The sequence below is a fragment of the Mesorhizobium sp. M1006 genome (assembly GCF_040318825.1).
Taxonomy (GTDB): domain Bacteria; phylum Pseudomonadota; class Alphaproteobacteria; order Rhizobiales; family Rhizobiaceae; genus Mesorhizobium.
The window spans coordinates 171,781-191,040 of sequence record NZ_JAMYMZ010000009.1; the positions used below are offsets into that span (position 1 = coordinate 171,781).

The following is a 19,260-nucleotide window of genomic DNA, read 5'->3' on the forward strand; positions in this document are numbered from 1 at the left end:
TGATTTCGAGGTCGAACGGCCGGTACTCAGCAACACTGCTTCATGTAGCTTGCTCGACATTTCTGATGCCGGCTTTGAGCACAGCACAGATTTTCACCCGTAGAAGGACGCACATGATCCGCCCACAAGGAACCATCGCACCGATCCTGACGCCGTTCGAAAACGACGGCCGCATTGCCCGCGACCTCTGGATATCACACGCCAAGTGGGTGCTGGATCAGGGAGCGCATTTCCTGTCGCCGTTCGGCACCACGGGCGAGGCGTTGTCCGTCTCGTTGCGCGAGCGCATGCAAGCGCTGGAGTGGCTGGTCGAGGCCGGCATTTCGCCAAGCCATCTGATGCCCGGCACCGGTGTCACGGCACTTGCCGAGACCGTCGAGCTGACGGTGCATGCCGTCGGGCTCGGCTGTGCCGGGGTGATGGTGCTGCCGTCGTTCTTCTATACGGCCGCCGGCGACAACGGACAGGCCCGCTACTATGGCGAGCTGATCGAACGGGTGGCGAACCCGGCGATGAGGATGATCCTCTACCACATCCCGCAGAATTCCGGCGTACCGGTGAGCCCGGCGCTGACCGCCCGCTTGAGCCAAGCGTTTCCGGATGTCGTGGTGGCTTACAAGGACAGCGCCGGCGATTGGAACAACACCGTGGCGGTCATTGCGGCAGCTCCAGGGGTCGCGGTGTTCCCGAGTTCGGAAGCACAGCTGACGAAAGGCCTCGCCAACGGTGCTGCGGGCTGCATCTCGGCGACGGTCAATCTGAATGCCGCAGCGATCCGGGCCCTCTACGACGCAGCGCTGGCGGGAGAGGACATTACTGACGCGGATGCCGCCATCAAGGCGTTCCGCAAAATCATCCAGGACGCCGGCCTCATCTCCGCGATGAAGGCAGTGCTGGCGGTACGGTCCGGCGACAGACGCTGGCTGAACCTGCGCGCGCCGCATGAGAACGCGACGCAAGCCACCGGCGAAGCTTTGCTCGCCGCTCTCGGCCCGCTAGCCGACCATATCGGCCGGAGCTGACTATCGGGCCGTGTTCAGGGCGGCAGCAGCGCGTATCAGCGCCTTGAACGCATTCTCATCTATGTCTTCGCCCTCACGGATATCGATGGCGCGCCTAGTGTTGCCTTCGAGGCTGGAGTTGAACAGGCCTGAAGGATCCTGCAGGGCGGCGCCCTTTGCGAAGGTCACCTTCACGACGTTCTTGTAGGTCTCGCCGGTGCAGATTATTCCGGCGTGCGACCACACCGGAACGCCTCGCCACTTCCACTCCTCGACCACTTCCGGGTCAGCCTGCTTGACGAGAGCGCGGACATGGGAAAGCGTCTTGCCTCGCCAATCGCCCAGCTCACTGATCCTCGCATCTATCAGCTGCGAGGGGGAGCTCTCTGCATTTCCTTCCATAGAGCCACTCTTCATCACCATTGTCGCTTTCCCTAGGGTTGTTGCCGCTCGCCCGTCACATGAATACCGCTAGTCGGCACCGGGTTTGCGGGAATGACTGGCATTCCACTCACATTCGCTCGCCAGGCAACTGGCTGGCTTGCTTTACCCAGTCGGTGAGTTGAGCTTCGTCGAGCTGGTCGTCCTCGCGGATGTCGAGGTAGCGCACGTCCTTGTGCTTGGACTCGCCTGGAGGGAAAGGATGCAGCGACGTGCCGCGGAAGAAAGCCAGCTTGATGTACTTTGTGAAGCAATGGAAGTTGAGGAACCAGCCTTGACCCTCTACGCCATAGAAGGGCGAGTTCCATTTGACGGCCTTGCGCAGGTTGGGAACGTTGCGCTCGATGAGTGCGTCGAGGCGGCGGCCGACGTCGCGTTTCCAGCCCGGCATGGCCGCGATGTAGGCCTGCACGGGAGCGTCACCATCACCCTTCGGGATCTGCGGGTTGCCGCCTGCGAGGAGGACCGGCTTGGCGGCTGCAGGCTTGGCGGCGGGCTTCTTCGCGACCGCCGCTGACTTGATGGACGTCTTGTTGGCCATGCGGTCACTCCAATGCGCCGGTGCCCCCTGCGTTGCGCCACTTGGGAGCGTAAGGCAGCACGAACATGTACAGTCCGGTAAGCAGGAGCAAGCAGAGTGGAAACAGCGGCAAGAGGTATACCCAGTAGGCGGGTTCCTTGCCTACTCCCAGGCTGATGAAGATGGCGGCGACGACCGCCGCAAAGATGATCGACAGCCAGCGGTGGATCTGCCGAACCCATTTGTTCCAATCCATTGAGACCTCCTCTGAAGACCAACCGAAGCGGATCGGGCAGCCCGTTTGGCGACTCCCGCCGGGCAGCCACGCCACTGAACGCATGCTTTACCAGCGCGCCAGTTGGGTGATTTGAACGAGATTGCCGCAGTTGTCGTTCAGCTGGGCGATGGTCGAGCCGGTTACTTCGGTCGGCGGCATCGTGAACTCGGCGCCGCGCGCTTTGATGCGCTCGTAGTCGCCCTTGACGTTATCGGTGAAGAACATGACCGCGGGCTGGCCCTGCTGGAAAATGGCTTGCTGGTAGGTCTTTGCAGCGGGGTTGTCATTGAGCGCGAGTTGCAGCTCGGCACTGTCCGGCTCGTCGGGTGATGCGACGGTCAGCCAGCGAAACGGCCCATTGCTGAAATCGGCCTTCTTGGTAAAGCCGAGCGTTTCGGTGTAAAAGCCCAGTGCCTTTTCCTGGTCGTCCACGTATACTTTGGCCAACTTGATCTTCATTGGCTTGCCTCCATTGTCGCCTCGTGATGTCGCTCTGTAACAGAGCCCTTGCCTGGATAGCCCAGCGGATCTCAGTCCGTCCGCGCCAGAACCTGCTCCAGATCGTCAAAGAACCTCGGCCAGCCGACTTTGGCACCCCGGAAGTAAGGCTGCTGATCCGGCCGGAAGCCCGACTGTTCCATGCGCAAGCGGGCTCCGGTGCTCGTGGGGGTGAGGGTCCAGGAGACGACACTCTTGAGATCCTTGGTATCCCACGTGTAAGTCAGTGTTCTGTTCGGCTCGACCGTCTGCACCTGACATTCGACAGCGCCCCAGTCTGCGTGAAGATTGAAACGGTGGTCCGCGACAGGTTTGAAGTCATTTTTCATGAGCCACTCCTCGATCAAGTGTGGTTGCGTGAGCGCGCGCCAGATCTTCTCGGGCGGATAAGCGATTTCCCGTTCGACAACGACGGAGAGCGTTTCGGTCGACGTTCGGTTCACTGGTCCATCCTTTTGAGCAGGTCTTCGAGGTCGTCGAACCGGCTCTGCCAGAACCCGGTCATCTGGCTTGTCCAGTCAATCAGGGGGGCAAGCGCAGCAAGCTGCGCGCTATAATGGGTCTGTCGCCCTGCATGGCGGTCGCGCACGAGCCCGGCCTGCCTCAAAACGCCGAGATGTTTTGACACGGCCGGTTGCGAAATTCCGGCCTGAGCCGTCAGAGCCCCGACCGTCTGCTCTCCTTCGCGACACAGCCGCTCAAAAATAGCGCGCCGAGTCGGATCGGCAAGCGTTCTGAAGAGTACATCGTGAGCGTTTGGCATTGGGATCGATAACTCTTCGGCTATTGATCGATGTATAACCGCCGGGATATGTGTGAGTCAAGCGGGAAGCGGCATAATTCTCGTTGCAGGTCACCTGCTTCGCTCACGCAGCCAGTTGCTTATTCGCCGTGCTCTGCACTTGAATTGTCACGCGTTATGCGCTACATGACCATCTACATGGTCAGGAGCGTGACATGGATGCAGTCAATCTGGCGGACGCCAAGGCACATCTGAGTGAGCTCGTCGACCGGGTTGAAGCTGGAGACTCGATCGACATAACCCGGCGTGGCAAGCCGGTCGCCAGGCTCACGGCCGTGGCCCGCCCTCGCAAACGGATCGACGCCGTCCTGCTCCAATCCCTGACCGCAACCATGTCTCTGCAGGCTCAGGCTGCCACCGATCTGGTGCGATCGATGCGAGATGGCGATCGCTATTGACGTCCTATCTCGATACTTCGCTGATCATCGCGGCGCTATCCAACGAAGCCGTGACCGCGCGCGTTCAGGGCTGGCTGGCGGAGCAGGACCCTGCGCAACTTGTGATCAGCGACTGGACCATCACCGAGATGTCCTCCGCCATGGCGGTCAAGCTTCGGACCGGACAGATCGACCTGGATCAACGCGCGGCAGCGCTCGCGATGTTCAATAAGCTTGTCGCTGAGAGCTTCACCGTGCTGCCGGTGACGGGCGGGCATTTTCGGGTCGCCGCGAAATTCGCCGATCAGCATATCCTCGGGCTTCGTGCTGGCGACGCCCTGCACCTCGCGACGGCATCGGAGCATGGCGCCACGGTGTGGACCCTCGACCAGCGGCTCGCCGAGGCAGGACCGATTCTCGGCGTGCCGACGCAGTTGATGGCATGATCGAGGCCCTCTCCTCCAAAATGAACACACCTATTGGCTGCAATTCTTGACCCTTGACGACTTGTGGATATACATTTCTCCCAGCGTATATCTAAGAGAGGAAGTGGCATGCAGGTCGCCAAATGGGGAAACAGTCTTGCGGTCCGCCTTCCCGCCGCTGTGGTCGAAGCGCTTGAACTCAGGGAAGGCGATGAGATCGAAATCCATGTCGCTGACGCCCGCCAGCTTGGCGTCGCGCGGAAGCCCGGGCGTGAGGAGTTGCTGAAGCGTCTCCGCGCCTTCCGCGGTCGGCTTCCCGCTGACTTCAAATTCGATCGGGACGAGGCAAATGCCCGCTAGTTTTTTCGATACCAATGTCCTTCTTTATATCGCGTCAGACGACACGGCGAAGGCGGATCGGGCCGAGGCGGTCATCGCCGATGGCGGGGCGATCAGCGTGCAGGTTCTCAATGAACTCACCAATGTCGCGCGTCGGAAGATGCAAATGTCATGGGACGACACGCATGCGCTGCTGACCACGCTGCGCGGCCTGTTGACGGTTCATCCGCTCACGCACGAGACCCACGAAACAGGATTGAGGCTCGCCGAGCGGTACGGCCTTTCCACCTATGAAGCGATGATCGCCTCCGCGGCGGTTCACGCTGGCTGCGATACACTCTGGTCAGAGGACATGCAGCACGGAATGGCGCTCGACGAAGGCTTGCGCATCGTTAATCCCTTTCGCGTTGCGAGCTGATCACGCTCATTGAAGGGGGCTGGCCGGGAGCGAACTGGCGGCTTTCGATGTTGCCGAGCGGCGCGTCGGGCACGGAGAGCGATGCTGTCAACCACAAGCGTCTGCGCGGGCGAGGAGAAAGGCCGCTTCGCGCACGTTGCGGGTGAGCTTGGCCGCAGCCTCGAATTCGGCGCGGGCCTCGGCCAGCCGGCCGGCCCGAAACAGAAAATCGCCTCTCGCCGCCGGCAATGGCGCATAATTGCGCAAGGCGGCGGCGTCGGCAATCTCGTCTACCAGCCGCAGGCCCGCTTCGGGCCCGAAGGCCATGCTGTGGGCGACCGCTCGATTGAGATCGACCACCGGCGAGGGCATCACTGCACGCAGCCGGTCGTAGAGCGCTGCGATGCGGGGCCAGTCGGTGTCGGCCGGACTGCGCGCCCGCGCGTGACAGGCTGCAAGCGCGGCCTGCAACACATAGGGGCCATCGCCCCCGAGGGCTTCCGCACGGGCCAGCGCGTCAAGGCCTCGGCGGATCAGCAGCTGGTCCCAGCGCGCGCGGTTTTGCTCGGTCAGGGTCAAGAGGGCGCCGTCCGGCCCGATGCGTGCCGGCAGGCGCGATGCCTGGATTTCCATCAGAGCCAGCAGGCCGAACACCTCGGCATCCTCGGCCATCAACCCCGCCAGCATGCGGCCGAGCCGTTGTGCCTCCAGGCACAGGCTCGGCCGGACAAGGTCGTCGCCTGCCGTGGCGGCATAGCCTTCATTGAAGATGAGATAGATGACCTCCAGCACCGAGGACAGACGCGCCGCACGCTCGGCGCCGCGCGGCACCTCGAAGCTGAGCCTGGCCTTTCCGATCGTCCGCTTTGCGCGGACGATGCGCTGGGCGATCGTCACCTCGCTCGACAGGAAAGCACGGGCGATCTCGTCCGTCGTCAGGCCGCCGATGACACGCAGCGTGAGGGCCGCGCGGGCGTCGGCCGAAAGTATGGGGTGGCAGGCTGTGAAGATGAGGCCCAGCAGTTCGTCGCCAAGATCGTTGTTCATGGCTATTTCGTTTCCCTCGGCCGTACCGTCGCACTCGCCGTCCAGCTCCCGCGCGATCTCCTCATGCTTGCGCTCGCGCATCTTGTCGCGACGGATCGCATCGATGGCGCGGTGTTTGGCGACTGTCATCAGCCAAGCGCCAGGATTGGCCGGAACGCCGGTCCTGGACCATTCGGATAGGGCTATGACGAGGGCGTCCTGCACCAGTTCCTCTGCAAGATCGACATTGCGCACGAGGCGGGCCAGGCCCGCGATGAGCCGGGCCCGTTCAATGCGAAAAATCGCCTCGATCGCCTGCTGCGTCTCGCCTGCCGTCATGCTGCCTTATCGGCCAAAGCCATAACGAAGGCAAAGCAGGTTGCGGCCGACAGGTTCAGTTGCCGCTGAGCTTCTCGCGCGTCCGGTCATGGATTTCCGTGACCTCCGGCGTCAGATTCCCATTGCCAATCAGCCATCTCGTACAGCGGCCGGATTTCAATCTCGCTCGGTCCCGGCATGGGATTGGGGCAGCGCTTCACCCAGGCGACCGCCTCGTCCATGTCCTTGACTTCCCAGAGCCAAAAGCCGGCGACCAGTTCGCGGGTCTCGGCGAAAGGCCCGTCGATGACCGTCCGGCGGGGGCCATCGAAGGCAACGCGCTTGCCCTGCGAGGAGGGCTTGAGGCCATCGGCGTCGAGCAAGATGCCGGCATTGCGCAGCTCGTCGTTAAACCTGCCCATCGCCTCCATCGCCTCCTTCGCCTCGGGCGTGGGGACAAAGCCCTTTTCGCTGTCCTCGGTAGCCTTCACGAGCACCATCACACGCATCGTCTGTCTCCTTGTTGAGCCGGACTCACCGGCCCGGCATCGAAACGACGAACGGAGTTTAGGAAATCGACATTGTCCTGCAAATTTTTTTCGAGGTTGAGGAGAAGCCGCCGATCGCGGCTCCCCTGGTCAGGAATCGCGATGGCGCGATATCGAGATTGGGCGCAACGCTGGTCGCCGATTGTAAGTAATTGAGTGGCCCGCCTAAACCATTTCGGGACGTTTTGAGGCCTCGCGGATCGCCTTGTGCACGCTGCGCTGCAAATCCATGAAGGCCGGGGTTTCCATGACCTCTTCCCGGCGCGGGCGCTCGATGTCGACATTGAAGGTCTGCATGATGCGTCCTGGGCCGATCCCCATCACGACGATGCGGTCCGACAGGTAGACGGCTTCTTCCACATCATGGGTGACGAAGAGCACGGTGAGCCTGTGCTCCTCCCAGATCTGCGTCAGGAGTTCCTGCATCTGATGCCTGGTCAAGGCATCGAGCGCGCCAAAGGGCTCGTCCATCAGAAGCATTTTGGGTCGATAGGAAAGAGCACGCGCTATGGCCACCCGTTGCTTCATGCCGCCCGAAAGCTCAGACGGATAACGATTGGCGCTGTGAGGGAGCTTGACCAGATCGAGATGCTCGCGTGCTATCCTGCGGCAGGTCGCGCGATCATGACCCGCGGCCTTGAGGGCGAACTCGATGTTCTGCTGCGCCGTCAGCCAGGGAAGCAGGGTGTAGGACTGGAAGACGACGCCGCGGTCGAGGCCCGGCTGCAGGATCGGCGCGCCATCGATGGCAAGATCTCCCGCGTCGAAATCCTGCAGTCCGGCAACGATCGACAGCAGCGTGCTCTTGCCGCAACCCGACGTGCCCACCAGCGACACGAACTCGTTGTCGGCAAGATCGAGATTGATATCGCGCAGCACTTCCGTGCGCCGCGCGCCCGTGCCGAAGCTCTTGTGGAGACCCTCGATCCGCAATTTGGGCAAACTCATCGGCCCGGCCTCATTGCACGTGGCCCTCCTGCCGGAACAGCACTTTTCCCAGTGCCTTCATGACCTGGTCGGTGATGAGGCCAAGCACGCCCAGCAGCAAGATGTAGCCGATGATGGTGTTTGTCTGGAAATAACGCTGGGACACGGTGATGCGGTAGCCGAGCCCTGATGTCGCCGCGACAAGTTCCGCCAACACCAGCCAGGTCCATGCCCAGCCGAGACTGATGCGCAACGTATCCCAGATGCCTGGCAAGGCGCTGGGAACCACGATGCGCGTCAGGATCCTGCGATCCGGCAGGCCGAGCGTCCTGCCAAGGCCGATGAAATCAGCGGGAACCCGCTTCACATTGTCCATGATCATCAGCACCTGCTGGAAGAAGGTGCCGATGAAGATGATCAGGAACTTCTGGGCATCGCCGGTCCCCGACCACAGGATGGAGAGGGGCACGAAAGCGACCACCGGCATGTAGCGGATGAAATCCACAAGCGGCTCGATCGCCGCTTCCCAAGTCCTGAAGCTGCCGATCAGCACGCCAATCGGAATCGCCAATGCCGAGGCGATGAGGAAGCCAACAGAAATACGGTATATTGAGGTCCTGAGATCCAGCCACAGCGTGCCGTCACCCGAGAGCTTGCCGAGCTGGGTCACCACGCTCCCCGGCGAGGGCAGGAAAATCGGCTTTACCAGCCCCAACCCCGTTGCCGCCCACCAGGCGAGGCCGAGGCCGGCAAAAACCGCCACTGCTATCATCAGGAAGCGCGAGCGTGCGATGGGCGCGCCGATCCCGGAGGATCGGCGACGGCGCATCGGCTGTTTGATCACCTGCCCCGGCGCTGCGTGAGACGGGCTTGGCTTGGTCGCACGCTGCTCGGACATTTGCGTCACCACCGCGAGCCGGCCCTCGTCATTTCGCGGCCTTGACGAATGACGGGTCGATCATCTGCTCCGGCGTCACGTCCGCCTGAAGCAGCCCGGCGTTCTTGGCGGCTGCCTCGACATCGGCGAATGTCTTGGTGGAAAATTCGCCCGTCAGCGCATCCTTGTTTTCGGCGAGAGTATAGTAACGCACGCCATCAAAGGCGGTGTTGAGGTCTTCGACGCTCGAACCAACCGCCTTGGAGATGATCGCCCGGCCGTCGGGCGTGTCGGCATTGTAAGCCTTCAGGGCCGCATCCCAGGTTTTGATCATGGCAAGCACCTGGCCGGGACGCGACTTGATCACCTCATCGCGCACCACCAACACGTCACTGATCAGGCCGGGATCTTCGCCTGCGGTGAAGAGCAGCTTGACGTCCTTGTTCTGTGCCCTGGCCGCGGTGAGATAGGGCTCATAGGTAACCGCGACCGGGACCTGGCCGGCGATCAACGCACTGCCGGCATCCGCCGCCGGCATTGGAACCGGCTGGACATCGGCGATGGACATGCCGTTCTTGGCGAGCGCGTATTTGAGCAGGATGTCGCTCGTCGTGCCTTCCTCGAAAGCCACCTGTTTGCCCTTGAGGTCGGCGACGGAGGCGATGTCCTTGCCGGCGATCATGGCGTCCGCCGTCATGCTGACGTCGAGCAGAAGCACGATCTTCACCGGCAGGCCGGCCGCAACCATGCCCATAGCCGTGTGGGTCGCGATGTTGGCGGCATCGAGCTGGCCGCTCGCCAGGGCGGCGTTGATGTCCTTGTCCTCGGCGAAGTTCACGATCTGCACGTCGGACAGCCCGTTTGCCTTGAACAGACCCTTGGCTTCGGCGATGTGCCACTGGCCGTAGCCAAGCCATGGCTCGATACCGATCTTGAATGTTCCTGCCTCAGGCGTCGCCGGAATTGTCGTGTCGGCCGCGTAGACCGCCGGGGCAAACCCGACGGCAGCAGCCATAACGAGTGCCCGAAATTGTCCTGCTAGGTTACGCATCATCTTGTTCCCCTTGATGATCAGGCCGCTTTTTTGAACCAAACATCCGGCCTGGTGAGAATGCGGGCTTCTGCTCTTGCGGCACCGTGCCTCGGCATCTTAGCTGTTCGTTCAACGAAAGTGCGACGACACTTCAACGTCAGCAACAGCGGATGTCAAGGCTAAATACATACATGCATATACAAGTTAGCCCGCTCCTTCCGACTCTGATTCGCTTCACTGCGATCAGGTTTTTTTGGATGGAGAATATCGACTGCCAAGCGAGTAGCGGCTGCCAACGTAAGTCAGCTTGCTGATCGTGGCAACGACGGCGCCCGTCCATGTCCGGCGATGCAGAAACAGGCAGCAGCTGCCGACGTCGATGCCCAGATACCGCGCCGTCTCGGCATCGGCAGGGGTCGCCGAGATGATGTGCTCGACCTCCGTCACGGGGGTTTTCTGCATGAGGTAGTCGTAGGTCGCTGTCTTGGAAAAATCCTGCTTGTCATAGTCGGGTATCAGGCCCGGGTTGACGAAGCGCTCTTCCAGTTGCACAGGCAGGTCGTTCTCGAAGTTGACGACGATGGAATGATAGACCGACACGCGCTTTGCAAACTCAAACGAAAGCGCGAGCTCCTTTGTCGGCGTGATCTTTTCGAGGACGATAACCTCGGAGCGATGCCTGTTTCCCCGCGCGACAATTTCCGCCGCGATGTTGTTGATCTCGATCAGTGCGGATTGCGGTCGAGGCGGCGCGATGAATGTGCCGACGCCCTGGAGCCGGATCAGAAAACCCGCAGAGGTCAACTCCCGCAAGGCACGATGGACCGTCATCCGAGACACGCCGAGTGTCGCCACGAATTCATTTTCGGACGGCAGCTTGCGGTCCTTGCTCCATCGCCCCGTTCCGATATTCGTCAGGATGTAGTCCTTGACCTTCTCGTAAAGAGGGCTGGCGGTGTCGGGCAAAGTGATCATTACAAAAATCCTTTCCGGCAAGGTTCGGAAATCACACGCGCCCGGCAGACCGCATCCGGATGATTGTTTTCAAGCCATCGCCCTGTCCCGCCAACAACCGCTTATAGGCTGCGGGAACATCATCCAGGCCGATCTCCCGGTCGATCAGTTCGACCATGGGCTCGGTCAATTCGCCGAGCATCCGGATGGCGTCGGGAAGCTCATCGGCAAAGGCGTGGCATCCCAGCAATGCGATTTCGCGTTCAACCAGGATGTTGGGATCGATATCGAGGCGGCCGTGGAATATGCCGACCATCGCAACGGTGCCGCCGGCGTCGAGAACGCCGAGCAACTGGCCGAGTGCTGCGATGCTGCCGGTCGCTTCGACGGCAGCGAGCAAGGGGGCATCCGCGGTGGCGGCGGCGATGGCGTTCCGGTTCAAATCGACGATGCTGGCGCCGGTGACCCGCGCCACGCGGGCGCAGCGGCCCTGATTGCGGTCGGCGACGAGCACGGTACCTGCGAATGTCCGGGAAAGCAGCAGTGCGGCAAGCCCGCCAATGGTCCCGCAGCCGACGACAAGAACGGAACCGGCCGTTTTCGGCAGACGCCGCACTGCGTGCAACGCTACAGCCAGCGGCTCGGCCATCGCCGCGACCCGTTCGTCAAGCACGGCATCGACGATGTGCAGGAGGCGTGCGGGCAGGACCGCCTGTTCGGCAAATCCGCCGTCGCATATCTCGCCGACAAAGCCCAGCGACGTGCAAAGATGCCGCTTGCCTGCATGGCATTGCGCGCATTCTCCGCACCAGAAACGGGAATCGGCGACCACTCGGTCGCCAACACCGACGGTATCCACGCCCTCGCCGATGGCAATCACCGTGCCTGTCAGCTCATGGCCGGCCGTGGAAGGCGATCGGCTTATCCATTGGCCCGTGCGGAAGTTGTGGAGATCGGAACCGCAAATGCCTGCGGCATCGACCCTCAGCTTCACCCAGCCTGGCTCGGGAGCGCCTGGCGCGGCGATATCCTCGACGCGCAGGTCGCCGGGTCCATGGAGCCGCGCCGCCCTCATCGTCATCGTTTCCGCTCAGCCGGCGAGATAGCGATCGCGGATCTCCGAAACCGCGTTCTCATGCGAGCTGAATCCTTCGTAGCGGGCGAGCCTGCGGGCATGCAGGGCGAGTTCCGGATAGGCCGCCGAGGTCACATAGCCGACCGACGATCTCTTGACGAAATCCGTCACGGAAAGCGGTCCAAAGGTTCGCGCCCACCGGCTGGTCGGCAGCACCGCATTGGGTCCCAGGACGAAGTTGGCGAGGGTCACCGGCGTATGCGGACCCATGAGTATCTCGGCAGCTTCCGTGATACGTCCGAGATGCGCAAATGGCTCCGCTGACAGAATCTCGAGGTGCTCCGGCGCATAGTCGTTGATGAACCGGTAGCTGTCCTCCAGCGACTCGGTCAGCACGATGCCGCCGCGCCTTCCAGTCAGCACCGCGCGCGAGAACTCCACACGCTGTTCGCTCATCCGGGACCAATGTTCCGGTATCGCAATCAATGCGGCTTCGGCGACCTTGCGGCTGTGCGTCACCAGGTAGGCCGAGGAATCCGGCCCGTGCTCGGCCTCGATCAACAGGTCAAGAGCAGCCAGGCCGCCGTCGACGCTGTGATCGGCAAAAATGATCGCTTCGGAAGGACCGGCGGGGAGACCTGTGTTGATGATCGGGGACAACACGCTCTTTGCCGCCACCACCCAGGGGCTCCCCGGCCCGACGATCTTGACGGCAGGCTTCACAGTCTCGGTCCCATAGGCGACGGCGGCGACCGCATGGGCGCCGCCGCACTTGTACACGGTCTCCACGCCGGCGATGCGGGCAGCAACCAGCGTCGCGGCGTCGACGGAACCATCCGAAGTCGCAGGCGTCACGATCGCGATCTGGGGAACCCCGGCAATCACCGCCGGAACCGAAGTCATCATCGTCACCGAGGGAAAGGCGCCTTTGCCGCGCGGAACATAAAGCGCAACGGAAGCAATCGGTGTGTATCGGTCGCCCGCATAGGCGCCCGGCCGAACTTCCTTGAGCCACATCGTTTCCGGGCGCTGCTCCTCGTGGAAATGCCGGATGTTCTCAATGCCGAACCGGATACTCTCCACGACGTCCTTGTCGACCTTGTCGAATGCCGCGTCGAACTCCGCTTCCGAAACTTTCAGTCCACCGTCGGCAACATCGGCTTTGTCGAGTTCGCGTGCAAACCGGAGCAGTGCCGCGTCACCTTCATCCTTGACGGCCTGGATGATTGGACGGACCTTTTCGATGAAGGAAGACAGATCTCCTTCGGCGCGTTTCAGTAAACTGGCCCGCTGATCGACACTGAGGGATGACAGGCGGTGGAAGCTGACGTCAGACATGGCGGCTCCTTTTGTTAGAACGCAATTACGATTAGCGCTTGTCGATCACTTCTGGGACACGTCTCCGGCCCCTGAAGCCTTCAAATCGATGCGAGAAAGCCTCCATCCACGGGAATGGACTGGCCGGTTATGTAGGCTGCCGCATCCGAAGCGAGGAACACCGCGATTCCGTGCAGGTCCGAGAGATCACCAAAACGGCGCTGCGGAATCTTGGCGAGCATCGATTGCTGCCATGCCTCGTTGCTGTAGAACACGTCTGTCATCGCTGTTCTGAAATAGCCAGGCGCAATGGCGTTGACCCGGATCCCGAGATCGGCCCACTCTGCAGCAAGCGCCCGCGTCATGCCGAGGAGGCCTGATTTCGACGAGCCGTACGGCACCGCCGTGGGAACCCCAACCTCGGAGGTCAGCGAGCAGAGATTGATAATGACGCCGGGCCGCCCGGCGTCTCTCATCTGCCGCGCGGCGGCTTGGGCGCAGAAGAAGGCGCCTTTGAGATTCGTATCGACAATCCGGTCCCACAAGGCCTCGTCGACATCGAGTGAAGGCCGGACCTCTTCCACCCCCGCATTGTTGACGAGAATATCGAGACCTCCGAGCAGGCTGCCGGCCTCGGCTGTCGCCGCCCGGCAGCGGTCGACATCGGTGACATCCAGGGCGACGGCGTGCGCGACCCCGCCGGCGGTGCGGATGGCGGCCATCGTCTTCTCGAGCGAGGCCACGCTGCGCGCCGCGACCGCGACGTCGGCGCCGGCCGCGCTGAGCGCCTCGGCGATGCTGCGCCCGATGCCACGGCTTGCGCCGGTTACAAGCGCCTTCCTGCCTGACAGATCGAAGAGAGATGCGTTGCGCATGTCATCCTCCTTGGTAATGTCGCGCTTGGACCGATCGCGTCGAGACTATCCGAATGCAGCTTATCTATACAAGCATGTACATCATGGCCGTAGTGCGCCATGCGGAACTCTGCTTGTCAGAGCGGCAGCGCATTGGCCGACATCGGACCGGTCTACGCGGTTCGCCCCAGCCCATCTGGAGTTCATCGGGAGGGATAGATGAAGCGCGCAGTAAACCACGACGCGATGAGCGTGGTCGGCTATACAACCCCCTGGAGTGCCAAAGCAGGCCAGCGGATCACCCTCAGCCTGTCATGCGACCGGCCGATAAAGGCCACACGAATTTGCCGGCTCGACAAGCCGGTTCCGGAATTTCTCGCCTGGCCCATCGAAACGGTAGGTGAAGCACGGCGTCGGCATTTCGACCAAGGGTCGTTCCTGTTCGTGCGAGCCGGCGAACTGGCCAAAGTACAAGCCGTCCACGACATACGTTTCGAGCTGTTCCTCACGCGCAACGAAGGTGCGCGCACGATCCTGGAAGCAGGCGCCCTCGGGCTGCGCCTCCGCGACGGCGCATTTGTCGTGGAAATCGGCGGCGAAACCCTTGTCGAGAAGAAGGCGCCAACTGGTGTGTGGCTCACTGTCGAGTTGGACCTGCGGCAGGAGCAGTTGCGCCTGCGCATCAAATCCCATGACCGTCTCGCGCCTTACGAACTCCATGAAGGTTTTGCCGGCCCTGAGCGGACCCTCCAGGCGCACGACATCCATTTCGGCGCAAGCGCCACCAACCACGAACCTACCCTCAACGCGAAATTTGCTGCGATCCGGCTCGACACCCCACAGGGGACTGTTGCCTGGGATTTCCCGACGCTGTTACCAACGCAGGCGATCCTGACGTCGGGCGGAGCAGATCCGTTGCTCCTCGACGTGATCAATCAGCCAGCCTTCTGCGTGACTTCGGCACGCTGGGACGGATCGAGCTTCGAGCCTCGCTTGGTGCCGTCGCACTACGACGCTATCCATTGCCACGACGACGACATCGGCCCGCTTGAGTGGCCGGTCTCGCACCGCGTGACGATCCCCGAAAACGCACACCCAGGCGTCTACGCGTTCCAGGCCGAATGGGAGGGTGGCTACGAACGCGTGGTGTTCTTCGTCACCTCTTCACAGGTTTCGTCGCCGCTGTTGTATCTCGTGCCGACGGCCACCTATCTCGCTTATGCGGACGAATATCTCCCGGATCATCTTTATGAATGGAAAGGCGACGACCGGGGACATCGCTTCGCGATCGCCAACAATCTGAAATCCCTTTACGACTACCATTCCGACCTTAGCGGTGTTTCCATCTGCTCCTACAAAAAGCCGAAAGTGACGCTCAGGGACGATTACGACTATCCGCTCTGCGGCTGCCCACACAATTTGCCGGTCGATCTGCATTTCCTCCGATTCTGCCACGACAATGGAATCGTGTTTGACGTCATGACCGATCACGATTTGCACGAATGCGGCATAGACGGTTTGCGTCGACATCAAGCCGTCGTCACCGGCAGTCATCCCGAATATATGTCGATCGAGATGGAGCAGGCGCTGCGGCAGTTTGTAGCCGAAGGCGGCAGCATCGCCTATCTCGGCGGAAACGGCTTTGCTGCCACTGTGGCTTTCAAGGACGACCTGATGGAGTTGCGGCGCTCGCCGCTGGAGGCCGGCCGCACCTGGGACGGCCCTGTCGCCGAACAGGCGCTGTCGATCACCAACGAACCAGGCGGCTATCTCCCCTGCCGCGGCCGAGGCGAATTCTCGCTGATCGGCGGTGCAATCTCATTGATGGGTTTCGATGGCGCACGCCCCTTCACGCGCACTGAGGAAAGCCATGAAGCAGGATGCGCATGGCTGTTCGAAGGCGTTGAAAATGCGACCTTCGGCACCGACGGCATGGTGCTGGGCGGTGCCGCGGGCTACGAAGTGGATGCGACGTATCCAGCCCTCGGCACTTCCGCTGACACCGTCGTGATCGCGCGGGCGACGGGATTTCCCGACAGCTTCTTCCAGGATCCGACGCGCTGGTATGAGGGCGGGGATAAGCAACGCATCGCCCGCCGCTGCGCCGAAATGACCCTGCGAAAGCTCGCAGCAGGCGGCTTGATCTTTTCCGCAAGCTCGGTTGCCTGGTGCGGCGCGCTGCCAGCCGCAGGCGCCATGAACGATGTCGGCAGGATCACGCTCAATCTGCTTACCCGCCTCGGTGCGACGAAAGGAGAACCAGGCCGAGAAAAATCGATAAGCTGATTGGCGCCGTTACGGAAAGACCCGTATCCGGTCTTGGGAAATCAAATCAGTCGGCGTGCACCGGCTTCGTCTCACATGCCTCTCGCCACCTGGCGGACGGCAGTTGCCTCAGCCGCAACCAGCCGGCGAAATTGCAGCCCGGTGGTGAAAGTTGGGCGGAGGCCTATGTGGCGAGCGGTGACTTGGCGGAGGAAGTCGCGAAGTTGAAAGCCCAAGAGGGCAAGCCGATCATCGCCCACGGCGGAGTGAGCTTCGCCCGCAGTCTCGTCGCCCAAGGACTGGTCGACCAGCTCGCCCTGATGGTGGCCCCGTGGCGCTGGGCAAAGGCCTGCCGCTGTTCTCCGAACTCGCCACGCCGATGTCTCTCAAGCTGGTGAGCTCGAAAGCCTTTCCGGGGGCCGCGGTGGCGCAGATTTACCGGCCAACGTGAACAGGTCAGAGAATGTGTGCAGCCAACGAACCGACGAAGTAAGGGCGAGGTATAAATGAATGCGATCCCTTCGGATCGTCGTCGATCGATAGGAGCCTGTGCATGGCGAAGCTTGTGTTCGGAATGATGCAGTCGCTCGACGGCTATGTCGCTGGCGCCGAGGGCGGGCCCGGGCTGCCGATGCCGGGCGAGGCGCTCCATCGCCACTTCAACGCCCATGTGCGCGGGATCGCCGGCAGCCTCTACGGCCGGCGCATGTACGAGGTAATGCGCTATTGGGACGAGGGTCAGCCAGGACAGGACCAGGTCGGGCGCGACTTTGCGGCGGCCTGGCGGGCGCAGCCGAAATGGGTCGTCTCTCGCACCCTGAAGTCGGTCGGGCCGAACGCGACGCTGGTGGACGACGATCTCAAAGGGTTCGTTAGGGCGCTTAAAGCCGAACACGAGGGCGAGATCGAAGTCGCCGGACCGGAGCTTGCGGGTAGTCTGACCGAGCTTGGCCTTGTCGATGAGTACCGGCTCTACTTCCGTCCCATCGTGCTTGGTCGCGGCAAGCCATTCTTCGCCGGCCCGCGGCCGCCGCTGCGTCTCGTGGCCAGCGACCGGGTTGGCGAGGACGCGATCAGAGTGACGTACGTTCCCGCCTGATCACAACCCACCCGACACCCTAACGTCCGTCGGACCGAATTTGAGCTCATTCCTACTCGATTGTTCCAAATCTAGTTAGGCCATTGATATAGCTAGGTTTTTATTCGTTGCCGCGCAAGAAGCCGACCCATGGGCCGTCAAAACGTTACAGTCTTGATTTCAAATGGAAAAATAGCACGAAAATTTTTTGTGCGGTTTCGGCATCTATCGAAGTCGATCGCCTTTTCCCGACCCACTTTGGGCAACTCAGGTGGGTTTCACAGCGAACCAAGAAAGTACCGTCACTAACTTTCATAGCACAGCGCGCCACAACGCGACCCGCCGCGGCAGCGTCATCCAAGCGCCATCCCTCTCCGTTTGTAGGTGAACTGGATACCGCTGGCAGTGCAAACTGGACACTCCCGGCAGCATAAACTGGACACCTCAAGACCCACCCGCTCCGAGGACGCGACAGCACGGTTCAAGGTGCAATGTCGCGCCCTCCACTTGCTGAACTTCTTCCCGGAGGGGGCCGGGGGAGGTTGAATAACCTGTGGAAAGCCTGTGGGTCTTTTTGGGACCGTTTGCGGACCGGCCTGAGCCTAGGAATCGTTTTGCTCAACTGCCCCTTCGAGACGGCTGACCGGCCAAAGACGTCCCTCAGGGGAGAGGGGCCCCGCGTTCCGTGGCACCGGCCCGCAACCTTCAGAATATGATAGCCCGCGGCAACCGGAGAAGGGAATCTGTGCTCTCAAACCAGCATCGACTGCTGGGCGGAGATACCCGCCGTCGCGCCTTGCGATGTTGCCAGGGTGACCGAGGCCATGAGGGGGTTGGCGAGGTCGCCGGCGGCGTAGATGCCGGGAATGCTAGTTTCGCGGCGCTCGTCGACCTTGAGGGCGATGCCGAGGGGCGTATCGACCGTGGCGAGGCCCAGTGATTCATGCAGGCTTGCGGACGGCTTGTTGCGCGGATGGGCGAACAGGATGTCGACCGCGACATTGCGGCCGGTATCGAGATTGACGGTGGCGATATGGCCCCCGTGATGGGCGATCTCGGTGATCCGGCCATCGACGACAGGTATGTTGCGGCGCGCCAGATCGGCCCGGATATCGGGTGGAATGTCGTGACCATCGGCGAAGAGCGTCAACGTGTCGGTCCAATCGTGGTACAGCCTGACATAATTGTGCGACTGCGGGCCGGACCAGACGAGGCCCCAATGCTGGCCGGCGGCTTCAAAGCCGTCGCAATAGGGGCAGGGTACGATGGACGTGCCCCAGCTTTCGGCAAAGCCCGGAACATCAGGCATCTGGTCGGCGACGCCATAGCTCAGGATCAGGCGCCGCGCCCCAAGGCTTTCGCCATCGCCAGTGAGGACGGAGAAATCGTCGATGGCGCCGGAGACGCTGTCGGCCCGGGCACTGACCAGCCTGATCGTGGGATAACGCGCCAGCTGCTGCCGCGCCTCGGCCAGGATGTCCAGCGGTGGCTTGTGATCGTGACCGAGCAGGCCATGCGAGTGGCCGGCGAAGCGATTGCGCGGCAGGCCGGTATCGAGAACTGTGACCTTGCGGCGGGCACGGCCGAGCTGCAGGGCGCCGGCGAGACCGGCAAAGCTGCCGCCGATGATGATGACGTCATCCATGGTGATGGGCTCCGTGTTGTTGATGGAGGGGAGTGGGCTGGGCCTGGCGCGAAATATCGTCCAGCGATACGCGCTCGAGACGGGCAGCGAGCAGGGCTTCGGCATCGGCGAGAAAGTCGCCCATCACTGTGTTGGCCGGCCGGACAATGCCGCATTCGATATCGCCGGGCGGCCCGGGGAAACTTGATTTGGAGGACAGGTTGAAATCCACCCGCTAGCTTGCACATTTCGGAAACTACATGGTATCGTAATTCAAGAATTAGGAT

24 protein-coding genes and 1 pseudogene are annotated in these 19,260 nt (G+C 61.9%); 9 read left to right on the forward strand and 16 right to left on the reverse strand.

Features of this window, described 5'->3' with window-relative positions; all coding sequences use genetic code 11:
• Positions 1–113 precede the first annotated feature (113 nt).
• A complete protein-coding gene (locus NKH60_RS11665; protein ID WP_352612054.1) occupies positions 114–1,022 on the forward strand; it encodes a dihydrodipicolinate synthase family protein in 909 nt (302 codons plus the stop codon).
• Here NKH60_RS11665 and NKH60_RS11670 read toward each other — a convergent pair whose 3' ends face one another.
• The 6 genes from NKH60_RS11670 to NKH60_RS11695 all read right to left on the reverse strand — a co-directional run bounded on the left by NKH60_RS11670 (position 1,023) and on the right by NKH60_RS11695 (position 3,500).
• Positions 1,023–1,403 (reverse strand): DUF1801 domain-containing protein, encoded by a 381-nt coding sequence (locus NKH60_RS11670; RefSeq protein ID WP_352612052.1) that lies wholly within the window; start codon positions 1,401–1,403, stop codon positions 1,023–1,025.
• Between the two features lie 109 nt (positions 1,404–1,512).
• Positions 1,513–1,983: a DUF1801 domain-containing protein gene (locus NKH60_RS11675; RefSeq protein WP_352569221.1), complete on the reverse strand. Its 471-nt coding sequence runs from the start codon at positions 1,981–1,983 to the stop codon at positions 1,513–1,515.
• Between the two features lie 4 nt (positions 1,984–1,987).
• Positions 1,988–2,218 carry a hypothetical protein gene (locus NKH60_RS11680; protein WP_352612050.1) on the reverse strand — a complete coding sequence of 77 codons (231 nt, stop codon included), beginning with the start codon at positions 2,216–2,218 and terminating at the stop codon, positions 1,988–1,990.
• An 87-nt stretch (positions 2,219–2,305) separates the two neighbouring features.
• On the reverse strand, positions 2,306–2,698 hold the full coding sequence (locus tag NKH60_RS11685; RefSeq protein WP_352502145.1) for a VOC family protein: 393 nt from the start codon (positions 2,696–2,698) through the stop codon (positions 2,306–2,308).
• 71 nt (positions 2,699–2,769) lie between these two features.
• Positions 2,770–3,180 carry an SRPBCC family protein gene (locus tag NKH60_RS11690; protein ID WP_352473443.1) on the reverse strand — a complete coding sequence of 137 codons (411 nt, stop codon included), beginning with the start codon at positions 3,178–3,180 and terminating at the stop codon, positions 2,770–2,772.
• Positions 3,177–3,500, reverse strand: a complete 324-nt coding sequence (locus NKH60_RS11695; protein WP_023716560.1) for an ArsR/SmtB family transcription factor — start codon at positions 3,498–3,500, stop codon at positions 3,177–3,179. Before NKH60_RS11695 ends, NKH60_RS11690 begins: the two co-directional genes overlap by 4 nt.
• Before the next feature lie 194 nt (positions 3,501–3,694).
• On the opposite strand from NKH60_RS11695, the gene NKH60_RS11700 reads away from it, so the two are divergent.
• The 4 genes from NKH60_RS11700 (at position 3,695) to NKH60_RS11715 (ending at position 5,098) form a co-directional block, all read left to right on the forward strand.
• The gene (locus tag NKH60_RS11700; protein ID WP_352502143.1) at positions 3,695–3,937 is read left to right on the forward strand and encodes a type II toxin-antitoxin system Phd/YefM family antitoxin; all 243 of its coding nucleotides are present in this window, start codon (positions 3,695–3,697) and stop codon (positions 3,935–3,937) included.
• Positions 3,934–4,362, forward strand: a complete 429-nt coding sequence (locus NKH60_RS11705; RefSeq protein WP_352612047.1) for a type II toxin-antitoxin system VapC family toxin — start codon at positions 3,934–3,936, stop codon at positions 4,360–4,362. Before NKH60_RS11700 ends, NKH60_RS11705 begins: the two co-directional genes overlap by 4 nt.
• A 108-nt stretch (positions 4,363–4,470) precedes the next feature.
• Entirely contained in the window at positions 4,471–4,701 is a 231-nt protein-coding gene (locus NKH60_RS11710) for an AbrB/MazE/SpoVT family DNA-binding domain-containing protein (protein WP_023676182.1), read from the forward strand.
• Positions 4,691–5,098, forward strand: coding sequence for a PIN domain-containing protein (locus NKH60_RS11715; RefSeq protein WP_352502141.1), 408 nt, complete (start codon positions 4,691–4,693; stop codon positions 5,096–5,098). Before NKH60_RS11710 ends, NKH60_RS11715 begins: the two co-directional genes overlap by 11 nt.
• 87 nt (positions 5,099–5,185) lie before the next feature.
• Here NKH60_RS11715 and NKH60_RS11720 read toward each other — a convergent pair whose 3' ends face one another.
• From NKH60_RS11720 to NKH60_RS11760, 9 genes are all read right to left on the reverse strand, one after another.
• Positions 5,186–6,442, reverse strand: a complete 1,257-nt coding sequence (locus NKH60_RS11720) for an RNA polymerase sigma factor (RefSeq protein WP_352612043.1) — start codon at positions 6,440–6,442, stop codon at positions 5,186–5,188.
• Positions 6,443–6,528: 86 nt separating this feature from the next.
• Positions 6,529–6,930, reverse strand: a complete 402-nt coding sequence (locus NKH60_RS11725) for a YciI family protein (RefSeq protein ID WP_051406115.1) — start codon at positions 6,928–6,930, stop codon at positions 6,529–6,531.
• Positions 6,931–7,134: 204 nt separating this feature from the next.
• Positions 7,135–7,917 carry an ABC transporter ATP-binding protein gene (locus NKH60_RS11730; protein ID WP_352451005.1) on the reverse strand — a complete coding sequence of 261 codons (783 nt, stop codon included), beginning with the start codon at positions 7,915–7,917 and terminating at the stop codon, positions 7,135–7,137.
• 10 nt (positions 7,918–7,927) lie between these two features.
• The gene (locus NKH60_RS11735; protein WP_352569437.1) at positions 7,928–8,725 is read right to left on the reverse strand and encodes an ABC transporter permease; all 798 of its coding nucleotides are present in this window, start codon (positions 8,723–8,725) and stop codon (positions 7,928–7,930) included.
• 97 nt (positions 8,726–8,822) lie between these two features.
• Complete coding sequence (locus tag NKH60_RS11740; protein ID WP_502904858.1) at positions 8,823–9,824, reverse strand: ABC transporter substrate-binding protein; 1,002 nt, start codon at positions 9,822–9,824, stop codon at positions 8,823–8,825.
• Between the two features lie 225 nt (positions 9,825–10,049).
• Positions 10,050–10,781, reverse strand: a complete 732-nt coding sequence (gene hutC / locus NKH60_RS11745; protein WP_352502138.1) for a histidine utilization transcriptional repressor HutC — start codon at positions 10,779–10,781, stop codon at positions 10,050–10,052.
• A 31-nt stretch (positions 10,782–10,812) separates the two neighbouring features.
• Entirely contained in the window at positions 10,813–11,835 is a 1,023-nt protein-coding gene (locus NKH60_RS11750; protein WP_352502217.1) for a zinc-dependent alcohol dehydrogenase, read from the reverse strand.
• Positions 11,836–11,850: 15 nt separating this feature from the next.
• On the reverse strand, positions 11,851–13,173 hold the full coding sequence (gene hisD, locus NKH60_RS11755; protein ID WP_352612040.1) for a histidinol dehydrogenase: 1,323 nt from the start codon (positions 13,171–13,173) through the stop codon (positions 11,851–11,853).
• Positions 13,174–13,253: 80 nt separating this feature from the next.
• Positions 13,254–14,027, reverse strand: coding sequence for an SDR family NAD(P)-dependent oxidoreductase (locus NKH60_RS11760; protein ID WP_352473450.1), 774 nt, complete (start codon positions 14,025–14,027; stop codon positions 13,254–13,256).
• A gap of 225 nt (positions 14,028–14,252) precedes the next feature.
• On the opposite strand from NKH60_RS11760, the gene NKH60_RS11765 reads away from it, so the two are divergent.
• The 3 genes and pseudogenes from NKH60_RS11765 (at position 14,253) to NKH60_RS11775 (ending at position 17,370) form a co-directional block, all read left to right on the forward strand.
• Positions 14,253–16,292, forward strand: coding sequence for a N,N-dimethylformamidase beta subunit family domain-containing protein (locus NKH60_RS11765; protein WP_352872165.1), 2,040 nt, complete (start codon positions 14,253–14,255; stop codon positions 16,290–16,292).
• 167 nt (positions 16,293–16,459) lie between these two features.
• Positions 16,460–16,543 (forward strand): annotated as a pseudogene (locus NKH60_RS11770) (dihydrofolate reductase family protein); the annotation flags it as partial.
• Between the two features lie 281 nt (positions 16,544–16,824).
• Positions 16,825–17,370, forward strand: coding sequence for a dihydrofolate reductase family protein (locus NKH60_RS11775; protein ID WP_352502134.1), 546 nt, complete (start codon positions 16,825–16,827; stop codon positions 17,368–17,370).
• Between the two features lie 730 nt (positions 17,371–18,100).
• Here NKH60_RS11775 and NKH60_RS11780 read toward each other — a convergent pair.
• Positions 18,101–18,994 carry an NAD(P)/FAD-dependent oxidoreductase gene (locus tag NKH60_RS11780; RefSeq protein WP_352872167.1) on the reverse strand — a complete coding sequence of 298 codons (894 nt, stop codon included), beginning with the start codon at positions 18,992–18,994 and terminating at the stop codon, positions 18,101–18,103.
• On the opposite strand from NKH60_RS11780, the gene NKH60_RS11785 reads away from it, so the two are divergent.
• A complete protein-coding gene (locus NKH60_RS11785; protein WP_352542047.1) occupies positions 18,993–19,181 on the forward strand; it encodes a hypothetical protein in 189 nt (62 codons plus the stop codon). The two genes, NKH60_RS11780 and NKH60_RS11785, sit on opposite strands and share 2 nt — an antisense overlap.
• Positions 19,182–19,260: the final 79 nt, after the last annotated feature.